Annotated in this window: 18 protein-coding genes; 10 read left to right on the top strand and 8 right to left on the bottom strand. The window is 37.5% G+C overall.

Annotated elements, in window-relative coordinates; genetic code table 11:
* The first annotated feature begins 38 nt into the window (after positions 1 to 38).
* The 3 genes from ilvB to ilvC all read left to right on the top strand — a co-directional run bounded on the left by ilvB (position 39) and on the right by ilvC (position 4,081).
* Entirely contained in the window at positions 39 to 1,784 is a 1,746-nt protein-coding gene (ilvB, locus tag SOLCA_RS09185) for a biosynthetic-type acetolactate synthase large subunit (protein WP_014680170.1), read from the top strand.
* A 149-nt stretch (positions 1,785 to 1,933) separates the two neighbouring features.
* The gene (gene ilvN, locus SOLCA_RS09180; protein WP_014680169.1) at positions 1,934 to 2,479 is read left to right on the top strand and encodes an acetolactate synthase small subunit; all 546 of its coding nucleotides are present in this window, start codon (positions 1,934 to 1,936) and stop codon (positions 2,477 to 2,479) included.
* A gap of 117 nt (positions 2,480 to 2,596) precedes the next feature.
* Positions 2,597 to 4,081, top strand: coding sequence for a ketol-acid reductoisomerase (gene ilvC / locus SOLCA_RS09175; RefSeq protein ID WP_042481029.1), 1,485 nt, complete (start codon positions 2,597 to 2,599; stop codon positions 4,079 to 4,081).
* 275 nt (positions 4,082 to 4,356) lie between these two features.
* On the opposite strand, the gene SOLCA_RS22775 is transcribed toward ilvC, so the two are convergent.
* Positions 4,357 to 4,578 (bottom strand): PLDc N-terminal domain-containing protein, encoded by a 222-nt coding sequence (locus SOLCA_RS22775; protein WP_014680167.1) that lies wholly within the window; start codon positions 4,576 to 4,578, stop codon positions 4,357 to 4,359.
* A 141-nt stretch (positions 4,579 to 4,719) separates the two neighbouring features.
* Here SOLCA_RS22775 and SOLCA_RS09170 point away from each other — a divergent pair, with 141 nt between their 5' ends.
* Complete coding sequence (locus SOLCA_RS09170; protein WP_014680166.1) at positions 4,720 to 5,964, top strand: competence/damage-inducible protein A; 1,245 nt, start codon at positions 4,720 to 4,722, stop codon at positions 5,962 to 5,964.
* A gap of 94 nt (positions 5,965 to 6,058) precedes the next feature.
* Here SOLCA_RS09170 and SOLCA_RS09165 read toward each other — a convergent pair whose 3' ends face one another.
* The 6 genes from SOLCA_RS09165 to SOLCA_RS09140 form a co-directional block, all read right to left on the bottom strand.
* On the bottom strand, positions 6,059 to 8,290 hold the full coding sequence (locus SOLCA_RS09165; protein ID WP_014680165.1) for a bifunctional SulP family inorganic anion transporter/carbonic anhydrase: 2,232 nt from the start codon (positions 8,288 to 8,290) through the stop codon (positions 6,059 to 6,061).
* A 192-nt stretch (positions 8,291 to 8,482) separates the two neighbouring features.
* Positions 8,483 to 8,797 carry a hypothetical protein gene (locus SOLCA_RS09160; RefSeq protein WP_014680164.1) on the bottom strand — a complete coding sequence of 105 codons (315 nt, stop codon included), beginning with the start codon at positions 8,795 to 8,797 and terminating at the stop codon, positions 8,483 to 8,485.
* Positions 8,798 to 8,919: 122 nt separating this feature from the next.
* Positions 8,920 to 10,746, bottom strand: a complete 1,827-nt coding sequence (locus tag SOLCA_RS09155) for an ABC transporter ATP-binding protein (protein WP_014680163.1) — start codon at positions 10,744 to 10,746, stop codon at positions 8,920 to 8,922.
* Between the two features lie 73 nt (positions 10,747 to 10,819).
* Positions 10,820 to 11,020: a hypothetical protein gene (locus SOLCA_RS09150; RefSeq protein WP_014680162.1), complete on the bottom strand. Its 201-nt coding sequence runs from the start codon at positions 11,018 to 11,020 to the stop codon at positions 10,820 to 10,822.
* Positions 11,021 to 11,042: 22 nt separating this feature from the next.
* Positions 11,043 to 11,336 (bottom strand): putative quinol monooxygenase, encoded by a 294-nt coding sequence (locus SOLCA_RS09145; RefSeq protein ID WP_042479583.1) that lies wholly within the window; start codon positions 11,334 to 11,336, stop codon positions 11,043 to 11,045.
* Between the two features lie 68 nt (positions 11,337 to 11,404).
* Positions 11,405 to 12,181: an SAM hydrolase/SAM-dependent halogenase family protein gene (locus tag SOLCA_RS09140; RefSeq protein WP_014680160.1), complete on the bottom strand. Its 777-nt coding sequence runs from the start codon at positions 12,179 to 12,181 to the stop codon at positions 11,405 to 11,407.
* Positions 12,182 to 12,260: 79 nt separating this feature from the next.
* Between SOLCA_RS09140 and SOLCA_RS09135 the strand changes: the two genes are divergently transcribed.
* The 6 genes from SOLCA_RS09135 (at position 12,261) to can (ending at position 18,094) form a co-directional block, all read left to right on the top strand.
* Positions 12,261 to 13,226 carry a PhoH family protein gene (locus SOLCA_RS09135; RefSeq protein WP_042481027.1) on the top strand — a complete coding sequence of 322 codons (966 nt, stop codon included), beginning with the start codon at positions 12,261 to 12,263 and terminating at the stop codon, positions 13,224 to 13,226.
* 147 nt (positions 13,227 to 13,373) lie between these two features.
* A complete protein-coding gene (locus SOLCA_RS09130; protein ID WP_014680158.1) occupies positions 13,374 to 14,324 on the top strand; it encodes a phosphoribosylaminoimidazolesuccinocarboxamide synthase in 951 nt (316 codons plus the stop codon).
* Positions 14,325 to 14,409: 85 nt separating this feature from the next.
* Positions 14,410 to 14,796, top strand: coding sequence for an STAS domain-containing protein (locus SOLCA_RS09125; protein ID WP_014680157.1), 387 nt, complete (start codon positions 14,410 to 14,412; stop codon positions 14,794 to 14,796).
* 18 nt (positions 14,797 to 14,814) lie between these two features.
* Positions 14,815 to 15,738 (top strand): ribonuclease Z, encoded by a 924-nt coding sequence (locus tag SOLCA_RS09120; protein WP_014680156.1) that lies wholly within the window; start codon positions 14,815 to 14,817, stop codon positions 15,736 to 15,738.
* A gap of 255 nt (positions 15,739 to 15,993) precedes the next feature.
* Complete coding sequence (locus SOLCA_RS09115; RefSeq protein WP_014680155.1) at positions 15,994 to 17,376, top strand: dihydrolipoamide acetyltransferase family protein; 1,383 nt, start codon at positions 15,994 to 15,996, stop codon at positions 17,374 to 17,376.
* A gap of 88 nt (positions 17,377 to 17,464) precedes the next feature.
* Positions 17,465 to 18,094: a carbonate dehydratase gene (gene can, locus SOLCA_RS09110; protein ID WP_014680154.1), complete on the top strand. Its 630-nt coding sequence runs from the start codon at positions 17,465 to 17,467 to the stop codon at positions 18,092 to 18,094.
* Positions 18,095 to 18,205: 111 nt separating this feature from the next.
* Here can and SOLCA_RS09105 read toward each other — a convergent pair whose 3' ends face one another.
* Positions 18,206 to 19,357: a trans-sulfuration enzyme family protein gene (locus tag SOLCA_RS09105; protein ID WP_245536769.1), complete on the bottom strand. Its 1,152-nt coding sequence runs from the start codon at positions 19,355 to 19,357 to the stop codon at positions 18,206 to 18,208.
* Between the last annotated feature and the right edge of the window lie 102 nt (positions 19,358 to 19,459).

Genomic DNA, 19,459 nt, shown 5'->3' with positions numbered 1-19,459 from the left:
ATCAATCTAAAATCGGTGTAATCCCAAAATTAAAGTATATGAGTACAACAGTTCAAAACGACACTCAAAAAGTTGCAACAAAGGCAGCTGCACGTCAGATCAATGGTTCCGAAGCATTAATGATGGCTTTGGTCGCAGAAGGAGTGGATACCATTTTCGGTTATCCGGGCGGTGCAATTATGCCGGTCTACGATGCACTTTATGATTATCGTGAAAAACTAAATCATATTTTGGTTCGTCATGAGCAGGGAGCCGGTCACGCAGCTGAAGGTTATGCACGTATTTCGGGCAAAGTGGGCGTATGCCTTGTAACCTCAGGACCGGGTGCTACTAATCTGATCACTCCAATTGCAGATGCCATGATGGATAGCGTACCAATGGTTTGTATCGTTGGCCAGGTTGCCAAATCACTTTTAGGTACTGATGCTTTTCAGGAGGCCGATGTTATCGGTATGACGATGCCCATTACTAAATGGAATTACCAGGTAACAACTGCAGATGAAATCCCTGAGATTATTTCAAAAGCATTTTATATCGCTCGCAGCGGCCGTCCGGGTCCTGTGTTAATTGATGTTACTAAAAATGCTCAATTTGAACTATTAAGTAGTGAGTTTAGAAATGTAAAATGTAACAGTGTACGTGGCTACCGGCCAAAATCTAATTATACATACGAACAGGCAGAAAAAGCAGCAGAATTAATCAATTCATCCCAAAAGCCTTTCTTATTTATTGGTCAGGGAGTATTGATATCAAAAGCTGAACAAGAAATCCGTGAGTTTGTAGAGAAGTCGGGTATTCCGGTTGCAAGCACATTACATGGTTTATCAGCGTTTCCGGTTGCACATCCTCAATATGTTGGTATGTTAGGAATGCATGGAAATTATGGAGCAAACCTGCTTACAAATCAAGCAGATGTTATCATTGCCATTGGTATGCGTTTCGATGATCGTGTAACTGGCGATCTTAGCCGATACGCAAAGCAGGCAAAAGTTATCCATATAGAAGTTGATCCTGCTGAAATAGATAAAAATGTTAAAACAGCTGTTTCAATTAATGCGGATGCTAAAGAGGCATTACAGGTATTACTTCCTTTGATCTCAAAAAGAGAGCATAAAGAATGGTTAGAGCGATTTAAGGATTGCGATCGCCAGGAATATGAAAAGGTAGTTCAGCATGAAGTTTATCCAACAGAAGGCGGAATGAAGATGGGAGAGGTAATCAACAAACTTTCGGAAAAAACGAAAGGTGAGGCAGCGATTGTGGCCGATGTTGGCCAACATCAAATGATGGCGGCTCGTTACTACAAATTCGCTCGTACTAATTCATTCATTTCTTCGGGAGGTTTAGGCACAATGGGTTTTGCGTTACCAGCAGCGTTTGGTGCAAAAGTAGCAACTCCTGAGCGTGAGGTGGTAGCAATAATTGGTGATGGTTGTTTCCAAATGACTATTCAGGAATTAGGAACCATTGCTCAAAGCAAACTTCCGGTTAAGATCATCATTTTGAATAATAATTTCTTAGGAATGGTTCGTCAATGGCAGGAAATGTTTTTCGATAATCGTTATTCGTTTGTTGAATTGCAGAATCCTGATTTCATTACCATTGGAAAAGGTTTTGGCATTGAAGGTAAAAAGATCACTGAGCGTGCTGAACTGAATGGGGCAATTGATGAAATGCTAGCTTTTGACGGTCCTTTCTTATTAGAAGTTGTAGTGGAAAAAGAAGTAAATGTTTTCCCAATGGTGGCTACAGGTGCAAGTGTTGATGAGGTGAGATTGGAATAAACTTACTGATCCCCTTCATAGGGAGGCTTTTTGCAAATTGGAAGTGCGAAAAGTGTTATTAATCAGTTAAATAGATGGTTTAACATAATAACTGCCAATGCACTGCGCACTATCTCTTTGAGATAGGATCGGGGTGAGGCTTTTAAATCATGGAAAAATTATATACAATATCGGTTTTCACTGAAAACAATATCGGTTTGCTTAATCGTTTGACAATTATATTTACACGTCGACGTATTAACATCGAAAGTTTAACTGTTTCTGAGACCGAAAAAAAAGGCATTTCACGCTTTACCATTGTGGTTAAGTGTACAGAAGACATGAGCAAGAAATTGGTTCAGCAAATTAACAAGGTAATTGAAGTATTAATTGCCTATGCTTATGATGCTGACAATATGATCTTTAGCGAGGTGGCTATTTATAAGGTCAATATTGAGGACGCAACTAAAGTAACTCCGATTATCAACCTTGCAAATGAGCATAGTGCACGTGTAGTTTACATGGAACCAGGCTTTACTGCTTTGGAAAAAACGGGTACGCTGGAAGAACTGATGCTGTTCTATGACATGCTTAAACCTTTTGGTTTGCTGGAGTTTGTGCACTCAGGTCGTATTGCCATTCATAAGCAACGTCATCAGGCACATGAGATTTATCATGCGGAGGAATTGTCGGAGTATGAAACTATTCTGAATTAATAATCAGCTGATCGATAGTTAAATAATTAAACAAATCACATAACAAAATAACTTAAACAGAAAATGGGACAATCAAATTTTGCTGATGCAGTTGAATTGGCAACCAGCAAATCAAATATGACTAACTATTTCAATACACTTTCTTTGCGTGAAAAATTAAACCAACTAGGTGTATGTGAATTTCTTGATAATAGCCATTTTGCAGATGGTGTTGATGCCCTTAAAGGCAAAAAACTCGTAATTGTTGGATGTGGAGCACAAGGTTTAAACCAAGGATTAAACTTAAGAGATTCTGGTTTAAATGTTTCATACGCATTACGTCAGGAGGCAATTGATGCAAAACGTCAATCTTGGAAAAGTGCTACTGAAAACGGATTTACTGTTGGTACTTACGAAGAATTAATTCCGGGTGCTGATGTGGTAATCAACCTTACTCCTGATAAGCAACATACTGCAGTGGTATCTGCCGTTATGCCTTTAATGAAAAAAGGAGCTACTTTATCTTATTCTCACGGGTTTAACATTGTGGAAGAAGGCATGCAGATCCGTAAAGACATCACTGTTATTATGGTTGCCCCTAAATGTCCGGGTACTGAGGTACGTGAAGAATATAAAAGAGGTTTCGGTGTTCCTACGCTAATTGCTGTTCACCCTGAAAATGATCCGGAAGGTAAAGGCTGGGCACAAGCAAAAGCTTATGCGGTAGGTACCGGAGGTCATAAAGCAGGTGTTTTAAAATCATCTTTTGTAGCAGAGGTGAAATCTGACTTAATGGGTGAGCAAACTATTCTTTGTGGTTTATTGCAAACTGGTTCTATCCTTTGTTTCGACAAAATGGTTGAAAAAGGAATTGATAAAGGATACGCTGCAAAATTGATCCAATACGGCTGGGAAGTTATTACCGAGGCGTTAAAGCAAGGGGGTATTACTGCGATGATGGACAGACTTTCAAATCCTGCTAAAATCAAAGCTTTTGATGTATCGGAAGAATTGAAAAATATTATGCGTCCGTTGTTTCAGAAACATCAGGATGACATCATGAGTGGTGTTTTCTCTGCAACTATGATGGCTGACTGGGCAAATGACGATAAAAACCTGTTAACCTGGAGAGCTGCTACCGGAGAAACAGCGTTTGAGAAAACTGCTCCTGCAGACGTTAAAATTACTGAGCAAGAGTTTTTCGATAATGGTTTATTAATGGTTGCAATGGTAAGAGCTGGTGTTGAATTAGCTTTTGAAACCATGGTAGAAGCAGGTATCAAAGCTGAATCAGCTTATTACGAATCATTGCATGAAACTCCATTAATTGCAAACACTATTGCACGTAAAAAGTTATTTGAAATGAACCGTGTAATTTCTGATACAGCCGAGTATGGTTGTTACTTATTCGACCACGCATGTAAGCCATTATTAGCTGATTTCATGAAAACTGTTGATACAAATGTTATCGGTAAAAATTATAATGAAGGCAAGGATGCAGGGGTAGACAATAAAAAATTAATTGCTGTTAATAAATCGATTCGTACTCACCAGATTGAAGCTGTAGGTGAAGTATTAAGACAAGCGATGACAGCCATGAAATCAATTGCTACTGTAGCTTAATTAAAAATATAAGTGTGTTTTATACTAATTGGTATAAAACACATTTTTAGGTAAATAACCTGATATAAAGATCAACTTCTCAATCTCAACCAATGCAAGAAATCCCCTGCTGTTAGCGGGGGATTCTTGTTTTCAACCTACTTAAACTAGCTCCTTTGCCAATTCCGAAACAGCAGCACACTTTGTAGTTGCATTACAATTCGGCGGTCGTTCACTAAAGTTGTTGGCCATATAGTGAACGAATATGTAAATTGCTCAGGCAAAAACATCCGGAATTAGCTAAACAGGAGTTTCTCTTTTTTATCTTGATTTTTTTCTTTACGGAAAGAAAAGTAAATGATTGTTCCTATCACAGGTAAAAAAACAGATAACAAAACCCAAAAAAAGATGTTAGATAATTTGTTACGGTAGGCATCTACAGCAACCATAATTATACACGCGACAATTGTTATACTTACAGTAACTCCTGCAAGTAAACAAACGAAAAAAGCGAACATAGTTTTTTGGTTTTAGTTGGTTTAATTACAATGTTTTGCTAGTTGGCTTCTGTACTTATACTTTTACTTATAGTTTAAAGTTTCAATTTTTATTAAAGTTTTTTCAGTTTATTCAACAATTTAGCAGGAAATTATTAACAAATGTTAGCAGAGATTATTACCATTGGTGACGAAATACTAATTGGGCAGGTTATTGATACCAATTCTGCCTGGATGGGACAAAAATTAAATGAAATAGGTATTGCTGTTAAGCAAATTACTTCTATTAGTGATCATCAGGAAGCAATTTTGAACGGATTGACTGAGGCTCTTCAGCATGCAGATATTATTTTAATAACCGGGGGGCTGGGGCCGACAAAAGACGACATTACCAAGCATACGCTGTGTAAGTTTTTTGGGGCTGAATTAGTGTTAAATGAGGACGCACTTGAAAATGTAAAGCAAATATTTGCCCGTTTCAACAGACCATTGATCGATGTAAATATTAAGCAAGCAGAGGTCCCTGATAATTGTGTGGTTATTCAAAATAAGAATGGCACGGCTCCGGGTATGTGGTTTGAATATAACGGAAAAATTGTTGTTTCAATGCCGGGTGTACCTTTTGAAATGATGGGTATGATGGAAGATTATGTACTTCCAGCGCTAAAAAAAAGATTTGATGTTGATAATATTCTTCACAAAACCATTATAACTGCCGGATTAGGGGAGTCGTTCCTTGCAAAGGAAATTGAGGATATTGAAGATGCTCTTCCGGCTAATATTAAGTTGGCGTATTTGCCTAAACTTGGGCAAGTAAGGTTGCGATTAAGTGCAATTGGAACTAATAAGAACCTGTTGTTGGAGCAAGTGGAGAACTTCTCTTCGCAAATAACAGCACGCATTCCCAATCATATTATCGCATTAGAAGATATTAGTATCCAAGAGGCTATTTTGAAAAGACTGACCGAAAATGGGCTGAAATTAGCAACTGCTGAAAGTTGTACGGGTGGATATATGGCACATTTGTTCACGTCTATTCCCGGTTCGTCACTTGCTTATGTTGGAGGAGCTGTTTCCTATAGTAACACATTAAAACAACAAATGCTGGGAGTAAAAAGCCAAACGCTTGAGCAGTTTGGAGCGGTAAGTGAAGAAACAGTGAAAGAAATGGCTTTAGGTGCCCTTAAGAATTATGGAGCTGATTATTCAATAGCGTGTTCGGGAATTGCAGGTCCGGATGGTGGAACTGAAGAAAAACCGGTTGGAACAGTTTGGGTGGCGGTTGCTAATAAACATAAAGTATTGGCTAAGAAATTTCAATTTGGTAACAAGCGGATGCAAAATATTGAGCGGACTGCAATCAATGGTTTTTATTTTCTCTGGAGATTAATGAAGGGAATTGAATAAAAATGAATTAAAAGCAAAAGGCGCGGATAAATCCGTGCCTTTGCCAACTAACACAACTAAAAAACTTTAGGAGATAAACGATTTCTCCAATTCATTAATCCTGTAATATCTGAACAGGTGTAAATTTTGATTCAACCAATGATTTCTCATAGAAAGTAACTTTTCCTGTTTCTACGTCATACATCGCTCCAACCAAGGCAATCTCTCCTGAGTTGATCATCTCATTCAAAATCGGGCTCGATTCGCGAATATTTTTCATTGTTGTAAAAACGTTTAGTCGGGTAACGTTATTTACGAAGTCAGTATTTTTAGAAGTTCTGTTCTCAAGTGTTACCACTTCAGCGTCGAGAGCAGGTTTCACTTTTGATAATAATCCGGTAAGGTTACCTAGTTGAACATGATCACATGCGCCCTTAATAGCACCACAATTTGTGTGACCAAGCACTACTATTAGTTTTGAGCCGGCAACTTTACATCCAAATTCCATACTTCCTAAAATATCTTCATTACTTACGTTACCCGCTATACGGACGCTGAAAATATCTCCGATACTCTGATCAAAAATCACTTCAGATGATGTTCTTGAATCAATACAGCTTAATACAACAGCATGTGGAAATTGTCCTGATGCGGTGGTGTGTACCAAGTGTGAGTGATTTCTGTCTAAACGATGGTTATGCACAAAACGATTATTTCCATCTTTTAAAATCTGAAGCACTTGCGAAGGCTTTAATTGTGACTGCGACTCTTTTGTAGGCGCACTCATAAAGCTCACATTGTTATAATCTTTATAATTGTTTTTGAATCCAAGCAGATTCAGTTGAATATTTCTTTCAGGGGCCTTTACATTTTTAAACTCCTTGATCACTTCGATTACATCAAAATCAATGTATACAGAGCGAGTAGCATCTAAAATAACTTTTGAGTTATGCGGAAGATTCTCAAGTGTAAGCATTAATGAGGCTTTATTTAAGAACGATACTTCTTCTGATAATTCAACACGAATCACTTCACCATCATGATATTGCTCTTTTTTGAAGAAGTAAGAATTGCGTAGGTTTTTGTTAAGAATACTTAACGTAGACACAACAATACCAATGGCAATACCAATCAATAAATCGGTAAATACAATAGCTGCAATAGTGATTACAAACGGCAGGAATTGTCCCCATCCGTTTTTAAACATTTCTTTAAAGATGCTCACTTTAGCCAATTTATAACCCGTCATGATTAGGATAGCTGCTAAAGCTGCTAATGGGATCATATTTAATAAACCCGGAATTAACAAAGCTGAAAGCAATAACAAAACACCATGCATAATTGCTGAAAGCTTGGTTTTTGCTCCAGATTGAATGTTGGCAGAGCTTCTTACAATTACTGAAGTTACCGGCAAACCTCCGATTAAACCAGAAACAATGTTACCAATACCCTGAGCCTTTAATTCTTGATTAGTAGAAGAGTAACGACGCTCCGGATCCATTTTATCAGAAGCCTCCAAGCTTAATAATGATTCAATAGAAGCAACAATTGCTAATGTAACTGCCACCACATATACCTGTGGATTAGCAAATGCAGAGAAATCAGGTGTTTTAAAGTTGCTGAAAAAACCTCCAAGACCATCACTCACAGGAATACTAACCAAGTGAGATGGTTGAATTCCAAGTGGAGATCCTGATGAAAGGAAGATTTGATTTAAAAGTACCCCAACCGCAACAACTGCTAATGGAGCCGGGAATAACCTGAATTTCTTAAAGAAGGGGCGTTCCCAGATTAATAAAATAGCCACGGAGATTAATGCTATAATAACAGCTCCCGGATGAATTTTATTCAGCATGAAATACAGTTCAGTGAATGTATTATGCTGATCAGGTTGTGCGAATGCAAATAGGCCTTCTGCTGTTGCATCATAACCGAAAGCATGAGGTATCTGCTTTAAAATAAGGATGATACCAATAGCAGCCAACATACCTTTAATTACATTGGAAGGTATATAGTTGGAAACAGTACCAGCTTTTAGTAAACCGAAAATTAATTGTAATACACCTGCCAAAACAACTGCAAACAAAAAGGTTTCATAAGTACTTAATTGAGTAATTGCACTTAAAACGATAGCTGTTAAGCCCGCAGCAGGACCACTAACACTAAGCTGTGAACCACTGAAACTTGCTACAACAATACCGCCTACCATACCGGCGATTAAACCAGAAAATAATGGAGCTCCGGATGCCAGGGCAACACCTAAACATAGCGGAAGAGCTACCAGGAAAACGACAATACTTGCCGGAAAATCGTGTTTTATACTTGAAAATAAGCCAGACTTATTCATTTTGTTAATATTTAGTTGTGAAAAATTTGATGGAGATAATTTTCAATTCCTCAGGCAAATGAACTTCGATAGCACATACCAAGGCTGAAAGTTTATCTTAAACATTACGTTTAACAAATTAAACTTGCTAGAAAACAACATAAACAGACGTACTTCTTATTACAGAAATAAGTCAGATGCTGTTAACAGATATTAACAAAAGTTAGGAGGGGGACAAAGAATTTCCCGGAGAGGCTCTTTGTGTTTGATCATTTCAAGATCATGAAATCTTGAACGTAAGAATGCATCAATACTTTGAAGTAATACCGCATTTTTATTGAAGTACTCTTCAAATGATTTCTTTTTAAGTTTTTTGGTTAAATCGTTGTTATGATCTTTATGATCATGTTCTTCTTCAACCAAAATCTGTTGTGTTGTGTTTAACCAGCTATATAGCGTACAGACCTCTGCCAACATGATATTTGTTAGCAGCAGTACGAACGCGATATGTACCAGTTTTTTAAACATGGTTGCAAAAATAGTAGTTTAGAAATAAAATAGCAGTAAAAATATTATTACTATTACTTTAATAGACTATTAAATGAATCTAAATAATAATAAGTAATTTGATTTAAATAGCATTAAATCAATTAATTAGTGCCTTCTAGTTGAAGTTCGGATAAGTAGCGATATAAACCATTATCTTTTAAAATAAGTTCGTTGTGTGTGCCTTGTTCAACTACTTTTCCTTTTTCCATCACCACAATTTTATCCGCTTCACGAATAGTTGATAAGCGGTGAGCAATGATAATAGATGTACGGTTTTTCATTAATTCCTCTAATGCTTCCTGCACTAAACGTTCTGATTCAGAGTCGAGTGAACTGGTTGCCTCATCAAGGATCAGGATCACAGGGTTTTTCAGTAAAGCTCTTGCAATCGCAATACGCTGGCGTTGTCCGCCTGAAAGTTTAACACCTCGTTCGCCAACCATTGTTTCATAACCTTCCGGAAAACTCATGATAAAATCATGTGCATTTGCACGTTTGGCAGCCTGAATAATTTCTTCTTCGGTTGAACCAATTTTACCATAGGCAATGTTCTCCTTAATGCTTCCTCCAAATAACAACACATCCTGAGGTACAATTGCGACCTGGTTACGTATATCTGCTAATGAGTAGGAAGAAGCCGGTAAACCATCAAATAACAATTGACCTTGTTGAGGCTCATAAAAGCGAAGGATCTGAGAAACAATTGTCGATTTTCCGGCACCACTTGGTCCAACGATCGCTACTTTTTCACCTGCACTAGCCGTAAAGTTCACGCCATTGAGAACTGTTATTTCAGGACGGGAAGGGTAGTAGAATGAAACATTATCGAAGGAAAGGTCGCCTTTAATATGCTGAGTGATTTGATTATCTTTATCATCAATACTAATAGGCTCGTTCGTTTCATTTAATAATTCGACCACGCGCTCAGTGGCTCCCAATGTTTTTTGTATTTGCGCATATAGTTCGGCAAAGCCACCCATTGCACCGCCAACAAAACCGGCATACAATATAAATGAAGTTAGTTGTCCGATTGTAATTTCATGAACACTTACCAGGTAAGCACCATAGGTAGCTACTCCAATAATAGTTCCGAATAAACCTAATGTAATAAAGATTACAAAAGCTCCACGGTAGCGTGCACCACGCATTGCTAATTGAACAACCTCATTAATACTTCCGGAATAGCGAACCGATTCGTAAGCTTCATTTACAAAAGCTTTTACGTTGGCAATACCTTGCAAAGTTTCTTCAACAACCGTATTCGATTCAGCTAACTTATCTTGTGCTTTTCGGGCAATTTTACGAATGAACTTTCCAAAGAAAATGGCAAATAATACTAATACTGGTAAAACGCAAAGGATTAATAGCGTAAGTTTTCCGGAAACAAAGCTTAGCATTACAGTTCCCAACACCAAAATGATAAGCTGACGAAGAAACTCTGCTAAAGTAGTGGTGATACTGTCTTGTATTTGAGATAGATCTGATGAAATACGACTATTTAACTCGCCCACTCTGTTTTGAGCGAAAAAATTCATCGGAAGTGTGATCAGTTTAAAATAAGTGTCTTTTCGAATGCTGGCTAATGTTTTCTCAGCAACTTCAACAAACCATAAAATACGGAAAAATGAAAAAACGGATGATAATGCAAGAATTCCAAAGAGAATAAATGCAATTTCATGGATTTGAGTTAATTCTCCACGTTGGATGGAATGCGTTGCAGCATCAATCAGACTACCCATTTCTTTAGGAATAACCATGAATGCAAGGGTAGACAGCACTAAGAAAAATAAGCCTAAACCGAATTTAACCCGGTAAGGTTTCATGTATTTTAGTAGAGTAAAAGCGTGCTGTAATGATTCTTTTGAAATTTTAGCCTTTGGAAGTTCCTGTTCTGCAGCATTACTGCTATTCAATCGCTGACGCGCCATCTATATCCTATATATATAATAACCTGTGCAAATTTAACAAAATAGAGAGAAGAGGGTTTTATGTGGGATAATTTTACATTTTGATGATAAAGTATTCTATTAAAGTAATTACTAGCAGTGTTACCCATGTAATCAATAAAGCTTTTAAAGCATCCTTAGGATAAGGTGTTTGTTTTACTTTAAACCATTTTAATAGGTTTAAAATAACATAAACTAATCCGGTAACTCCAATTACAGCTTTTAAAATAGTTGTAACAACAAAAAAAACATTCATTTACTTGGTTTTATAATAATAATTAAGCGCAGGTATGCTGTTCAACAGACCAGGCCTCGGGTTTTTCGATAAATAAAATCTTTGTTTTGGCCCAGGTGCTTTTAAAAAGCGCTGAATCGCGATACGTGTTTAAATGGATTTCAGAATCCCAGAAACTGAACGTAAAAAAGCGGTTAGGAGCATTTGCATCTCTCAAAAGTTCTAAATGATGACAACCGTCAAAATTCCTTATCAATGCTTTTGATTCTTCAAAAACAGTTAGGAATTCATCCACTTTATCCGGATCAAAAGTCATTTTTACTATTCTCTTTATCATATCATTTCGGGTTTCGGGTTATTGGTTACGGGTTTACAAACTCGAAATATGCAACCAATAATTCGTAATTATTTAAACTCTATCCTTACAATATCTCCCAGTTGTAGTCCAAGCAATCCTGCAGCATTACCTTTATTAATAGCTATTTCCAAATAATTGGTAATACTGAATAACGCTAATTTTTCACCTTCCTGTACGTCGTTATAATGCTTGCTTATTTTGTTGATGGATTCATTTCTACGGAAATAAATATCAAATGAGCGATTATTTCCGACTGATTCATATAGTTCGCGGGTAATGTTGGTGATCACATTCTGAAACGAATCTATATAAATTACACTACCTCTAATGATAGTTGAATCAACAACAGGTTGAATAAGGGAACGATGATAATAATCGTTTACAGGTGTACCTATATCACTTATTTTTCCACCTTTTGAAAGATGGCAAGCTGCCTTAACGAATACATCGAGTAGCGGAAAATGACCAAATTCAGCGTTTGGCTGAATGGATATATTTATTATTTGCTCAGGTTTTTGATCAAAAAGCAAGGAAAATACACCATTATCCGGACCAATAAAAAAATGACCTTCATTTTCAACTGTCAGATAATTAGGCTTTTGATCATAATCTGGGTCAATTCCGATGACGTGTATGGTACCTTTCGGAAAAAATTTGAAACTATTTTTCAGAATAAATGCCGCTTGCGGTATATTGTAAGAAGAAATTTGATGAGAAATATCTACAATCCTGGCTTCAGGGTGCTCACTAAGAATGGCGCCCTTGAGTGCGGCCTGATAAAAGTCGCGGTGCCCAAGATCTGTAGTTAAGGTGATGATTGCCATTCGATATTATTTGGTTATTTTTACCGTTCAAAAATTTCCGACCGCAAATATTGGAATTAAAAAATTAAAAAGTACGACCTTGAGTGAAGCTATTTTGAAACTTGAACACGTTGACCCTGTTGTTTTCTGGGGAGCGGCCAACGAGCATTTTGAGATCCTGAAACGAAGTTTTCCTAAGTTAAGACTTGTTGCAAGGGGTACAGAAGTAAAAGCCTTAGGAGATGAGAAAGAACTTGGCTTGTTTACAGAAAAGTTCAATAACCTGACGAATCATCTCGAAAAGCATAACCAGTTATCGACGAGAGATTTTGAATTGATTCTGGGAATAACTCCAACAGCAACGATTAATATCAATCAACAACCGATAAATGGAGAAGGATCAGGAAATAAAGATGTAATTGTATTTGGTACTAATGGTATTTTGGTCAAAGCAAGAAGCGAAAACCAAAAGAAAATGGTAGACAGTGCCCAAAAGAATGATATCATTTTTGCAATTGGGCCTGCTGGTACAGGTAAAACATACACAGCTGTAGCATTGGCGGTTAGGGCATTAAAAAATAAAGAGGTTAAACGTATTATTTTAACCCGTCCGGCTGTTGAAGCAGGTGAAAACTTAGGTTTTCTTCCTGGTGATTTAAAAGAAAAGATCGATCCCTATTTACGTCCGCTTTATGACGCACTGGATGACATGATTCCTCCTGAGAAATTAAAAGCGTATCTAGAAAGCCGTACAATTGAGATTGCTCCACTAGCATTTATGCGTGGCCGAACGCTTGATAATGCGTTTGTGATTTTGGATGAAGCTCAAAATGCAACAGAACTGCAGTTAAAGATGTTCCTGACACGTATGGGACCGTCGGCAAAATTCATTGTAACCGGCGATGTAACCCAGATCGATTTACCAAAGAAACAACAATCAGGTTTGTTTAAAGCGCTAAATGTGTTAAAAGATATTAGTGGCATCGATGTAATTTACCTGAATGGCTCTGATGTTGTACGCCATAAATTGGTAAGACGCATTTTAGAAGCCTACGGTGATATTTAGATTTTTAAATTTCGGGTATGTGTTGCGAGTTGCGAATTATAAATCTCTAACTGCAACCAAACTCAGAAATATTTCATAGTTAAAAAAATTAGGCGGGTTGATAAGCAAATTCGTAACCCGCAACGCGTAACTCGTAATAAATTATAAATGACAAACGTATTAAAAGACACAAATTTTAATTTTCCTAAACAGCAATCATTTTACCGTGGTAAAGTTCGCGACGTTTATAATATTGACGGGAAATACCTTGCTATGGTAGTTTCTGACCGTATTTCGGCGTTTGATGTGGTTTTACCTCGTGCAATTCCGTACAAAGGTCAGGTACTTAATCAAATTGCAGCTAAATTTTTAGGTGCGACTAAAGACATTGTACCTAACTGGGTGGTTACAGTACCAGATCCTAATGTTACCGTTGGTTTGGTTTGTGAAACTTATCCTGTTGAAATGGTTGTTCGTGGTTATTTAGCAGGGCACGCAGCCCGCGAATACAAAGCAGGAAAACGTGTTTTATGTGGCGTTACTTTACCAGAAGGTTTAAAAGAAAACGATAAACTGCCAACTCCGATCATTACGCCTACAACTAAAGCAAAAGAAGGCCATGATATGGATATATCTCGTGAAGAAATTATTGCGCAGGGAATTGTTTCAGAACAAGAATACAAACAGCTGGAAGAGTACACACTGGCATTATATAAAAGAGGTACTGAAATGGCCGCTGAGCGTGGTTTGATATTAGTAGACACTAAATACGAGTTCGGTAAAAAAGACGGACAGATTTATTTGATCGACGAAATCCATACGCCAGACTCATCGCGTTACTTTTATAAAGATACTTATACGCAGTTACAGGCAGATAATCAGCCACAGCGTCAGCTTTCGAAAGAGTTCGTTCGCCAATGGTTAATTGAGAATGGTTTTCAGGGAAAAGACGGTCAACAGGTTCCGGAAATGACAGATGAAATTGTAAATTCCATTTCAGAACGTTATATTGAACTTTATGAGAATATCACTGGTGAAAAATTTGTAAAAGATAACTCGGTTGATATTCTATCAAGATTAGAGAGAAACGTTAACGATTTTATTCAAAAAAACGTATAACAAGTAATAATTTTTAGAAATAAAGTTTATTTTGGCGATTACAATTATAAAACCAAATTAAACCCATTACAAAAATTAGAACACGATGAAGTTTTCGGTTGATAAACACGAAAAGTATGTAGTATTTAAGCTTAACGAAGATAAGCTAAACTCCATCATTACTCCGATGCTTAAATCGGAACTCATTCTACTTAATGCCGAAGGCATCAGAAATATTATTCTTGATTTATCCGAGATAAAATATTCTGATTCATCAGGTTTAAGTGCAATTCTTTTGGCTCACCGTTTATGTAAAGGTGGTGAACAGGAAGGTACATTTGTTTTAACAGGTATTAGTCCTTCTGTTGAGAAATTAATCAAGATCTCTCAGTTAGAGAATGTGCTCAATTTAGTTCCAACGGTTGATGAAGCTATTGACTACATCTTTATGGAAGAGATTGAGCGAGATTTAAAAGGTGGAGCTGAAGAATAATCTTTAAAAGTATAGCGAGTGACCAAATTTGAAGTAACCATTTTGGGCAGTAGTTCTGCCACGCCTGCTCATCACCGCTATCCAACTGCGCAGATCGTTAATTACAACCAAAAATTTTTTATGATCGACTGTGGCGAAGGTGCCCAGTTTCAATTAAACCGTTATGGGTTTGGTTATAACAAAATCGATCATATTTTCATCAGCCATTTGCATGGCGATCATTATTTAGGATTAGTGGGATTGATTTCAAGTATGCATCTGAACGGACGTGCTAATGAACTAACATTAGCAGGTCCGCCAGAACTACTGGAAATTCTCGAAATTCAACTTAAATATTCCCAAACATTACTTCGCTATCCATTAAAGTTTATTCCGACTCAAACAGATCATCCTGAAGTAATTTTTAGAAACTCAGAAATTGAGGTAGAAACTATTATTCTGGATCACCGGATTCCATGTACAGGTTTTCTTTTTAGAGAGCTGAAACGTCCGCGAAGGGTCATTAAAGAATATATTAAGCAATTCAACATATCACCTGAACTTATTCCGATGATAAAAGAAGGTGCCGATTATGTATTGGAAGATGGATCAGTGCTACCGAATGCGGTGCTTACTGTTGATCCTCCTGAGCCTCGTTCTTATGCTTATTGTTCGGATACGATTATGAATACTAAAATAGTAGATCAAATAAGAGGAGTGGACCTCTTGTATCATGAGGCTACTTTTTTACATGATCTTCACCAGCGAGCAGCAGATACTTTCCATACTACCGCACGCCAAGCTGGTGAAATAGCCACAATGGCTGAAGCCAAAAAACTGATAATTGGTCATTTTTCAGCACGCTACCGCGATTTAAATCCTCATTTAGAAGAAAGCCAGTCTACCTTTGCCAATAGTCATTTGGCTAGGGAAGGCTTTACCTTTGCTGTTGGACAACAGTAGGTTTAGTCCTTGAGTCCTGAGTCGGGAGTTGAGGTTCATAGTTCATGGATCATAGTTCATAGTCTTTACCTTATAGTTTCATATCTAATCTGTGTAATCCAATATTTAGTTTAATCATCAAACTAATCTATGTAATCCAATAATATAATCATCAAAACTAATCTGTGTAATCCAAACATAATCTGTGTAATCACCTAAATATTTCTAAATTTGCCTACCATTAATTAACCTTTAAAAAATAGATTCAACTATTCTATGGCACGTTATGAATTGATTATGCCCAAAATGGGTGAGAGCGTAGCGGAAGCTACCATTATCAAATGGGTGAAAAATATCGGCGACAGGATTGAGGCTGATGAAAACGTCTTAGAGATTGCTACAGATAAAGTAGATTCAGAAGTGCCTTCTCCGGTTTCGGGTACCTTAGTAGAAACCTTATTTTCACAAGATGATGTAGTTCAGGTAGGTGCAACTATCGCCATTATTGAAACAGAAGGCGGTGTATCTTCTTCGGTTTCTGATGCCCAGCCAGAACCTGCTGTACATATTGAGGAACCTCAATCTGCTGAACTACCAGATATGAACCTGGTGAATGCAACATTAGGTCGTTCTGATGAAGCACCAGCTCCTGTAAAATCAAATGGTATACGTTTTTATTCTCCTTTGGTGCGAAATATCGCTGAAAGTGAGGGTATTTCAGGTACTGAATTAGATTCAATCGTAGGAACAGGATCAGAAGGTCGTGTTACCAAACAAGATATTTTAGCATACGTTCAGCAAAAAGCAGCTGGTACTATTGCAACTCCTTCCGTTTCAGCTCCAGCTCCACAAGTGGCTCCGGTAAAAGAAACTCCTGCTGCACCAGTTCAACCTCAAAAAGCCGCAACTCCTGCTATTGAAATTAAAGCTCCTGCAGTTTCTGTTGGTGGTGCTGATGAGATCATTGAGATGGACAGAATGCGTAAGCTTATCGCTGAGCATATGGTGATGAGTAAACATGTGTCGCCGCACGTTACTTCATTTGTTGAAGCAGATGTTACTAACATTGTATTATGGAGAGATAAGGTGAAGAAAACCTTCGAAAAACGCGAAGGTGAAAAGATCACGTTTACTCCAATATTTATTGAAGCAGTTGCCAAAGCAATTAAAGATCTTCCTATGATCAATGTTTCAGTAGATGGAACTAAGATCATTGTTCGTAAAAATATTAATATCGGTATGGCTACGGCGTTGCCAAGTGGTAACCTGATCGTTCCTGTTATCAAAAATGCAGATCAGATGAACTTGGTGGGCTTAACAAAGTCGGTTAATGATTTAGCTAATCGTGCTCGTAATAACAAGTTACAACCTGATGAGATACAGGGTGGTACATTTACATTGACGAATGTAGGTTCATTCGGTAATGTAATGGGAACACCTATTATTAACCAACCTCAGGCAGCAATTATGGCTGTAGGTGCTATTAAGAAGAAACCTGCAGTTATTGAAACTGAGTTTGGGGATGTTATCGCTATTCGCCATATGATGTTCTTATCACTTTCATATGATCACCGCGTGGTCGATGGATCGCTGGGAGGAATGTTTGTTAGAAAAGTTGCTGATTATTTGGAAGCATTTGACCCTAACAGGGACATTTAATAATATTGTAAAAACCGTTCCGATTAAAACCGGAACGGTTTTTTTAGCACTGAGATTTCCTTTTGTCTTACTTTAAATAAATAATTACATGAAAGATATTGAATTGCTCTTCGAGAACAATAAAAAGTTTGTAGAGCACTGGCTGAATGTAGATGAAAACTATTTTAAAAATCTGGCAAAATTGCAGTCACCGAAATTTTTATGGATTGGATGTGCAGATAGTCGTGTTCCGGCAAATGAAATTACCGGATTAAATCCAGGAGAGGTATTTGTTCATCGTAACATTGCCAATGTAGTAGTTCATACAGATATGAATTGTTTATCAGTAATTCAGTATGCTGTAAAAGTGCTAAAGGTTGAGCATATTTTAGTTGTGGGTCATTACGGATGTGGGGGAGTTAAAGCTGCTATGGGAAGTGATAAGTTCGGCTTGATCGACAACTGGCTAAGACATATTAAGGATGTTTATCGCATGCACGAGGATGAGCTGGATGCCGTTAAAGATGAAAACGAACGATTTAAATTGCTTTGTGAATTAAATGTAAAAGAACAAGTATTGAACGTTTGCAATACCAGCATCGCACAAAAAGCATGGACCGAAGGCCAAAAACTATCAATTCATGGCTGGATCTTCGACGTTGCAGACGGCATTATCCATGACCTGGACGTTTCTGTTTCAGATGCCAGCCAGATTAATAAGATTTATCAGTATAAATAAGGATTACGGGTTACGGGTTGTGAGTTTCGGGTTAATTTAATAGGGTTATTAATTCATAATTCGTAACCCATAACTCGTAATCCGAAACTCGTAACTCGTAAATTCGAAATCCTACCTCAGCGCCTTATCCATATCTGCGATCAGGTCTTCAATATGTTCAAGTCCTACTGAAACTCTTAACAGATTTTGTGGGGTTTTGGTATCCGGACCTTCCTGAGATGCTCTATGTTCAATTAAACTTTCCACACCACCTAAACTGGTCGCTTGAATAAATAAAGTAGTTTTATTGGCAACTTTAATTGCGGCTTCAGCACCACCTTTTACCAAAAATGATAACATACCTCCAAACCCGTTTTTCATTTGTCGGCTTGCCAGTAAATGGTCGGGGTGTGATGATAGTCCAGGGTAAAATACTTTTTCAACTGCGGGGTGTCCTTCAAGAAACTTTGCCAACGTCAGCGCATTCTCACTGTGGCCTCTCATTCTATAGGGTAACGTTTTAATTCCTCGTAAGGTTAAATAGCAATCGAAAGGAGAGGGAACCCCTCCGCCTAGAATTTGTACCATTCTTATTCGTTGGAAAAACTCATTGTTAGTTTTGGCAATAACCGCTCCACCTAAAACATCACTATGACCATTGATGTATTTGGTGGTAGCATGCATAACAATATCAACACCCATCTCCATCGGACGCTGAATGCAAGGGGTTGCAAAGGTATTGTCGACAGCAGTAATAATGTTGTTTTCCTTTGCCAATTTTACCACGTGTTCAATATCGGTAATTTTCATTAACGGGTTAGAGGGTGTTTCCATCCAAATTAAACGTGTGTTCGGCCGAATGTGTTCCTCAATTTGAGTGAAATCAATAAAAGTGATCCACATTTTAAGCCCAATGAAAATCTGTTTTAACTGGCTTCTGAGACCGTGATACATATCATCCGGAGCAATGATATGATCTCCTGGTTGCAAAGCCTGAAAAACAGCAAATGCTGCCGCAGAGCCGGAACCAAAGGCTAAAGCCGCTTCACCACCCTCTAATGCTGCCAAACAAGTTTCTAATTGTTTACGGTTAGGATTATTATGACGGGTATACATAAAACCTTTTGAATATCCAAGGTCTTCATCCCTCATAAAAGTTGTCGACAGGTTAATAGGTGGGGTAATGGCTCCTGTTGACTCATCAGGTTCATTGCCGGCGTGAATTGCTATTGTTTCCAGTTTCATTTTCGTAAATTGCTTATAATCAGTTTTTAATGTTTGCATTATACAAAATTGGCCAATCAGGCTTTTCTGTATGCCTTAAATTTACATAGTGTGATAGTTAAATGCAGAATATTTTGAAAGTAATAAACATTTAGAATCAGC

Source organism: Solitalea canadensis DSM 3403 (assembly GCF_000242635.2).
Lineage (GTDB): Bacteria > Bacteroidota > Bacteroidia > Sphingobacteriales > Sphingobacteriaceae > Solitalea > Solitalea canadensis.
The sequence above is the reverse complement of the archived record's forward strand: the minus strand, read 5'-3'. Positions and strand labels throughout refer to the sequence as shown.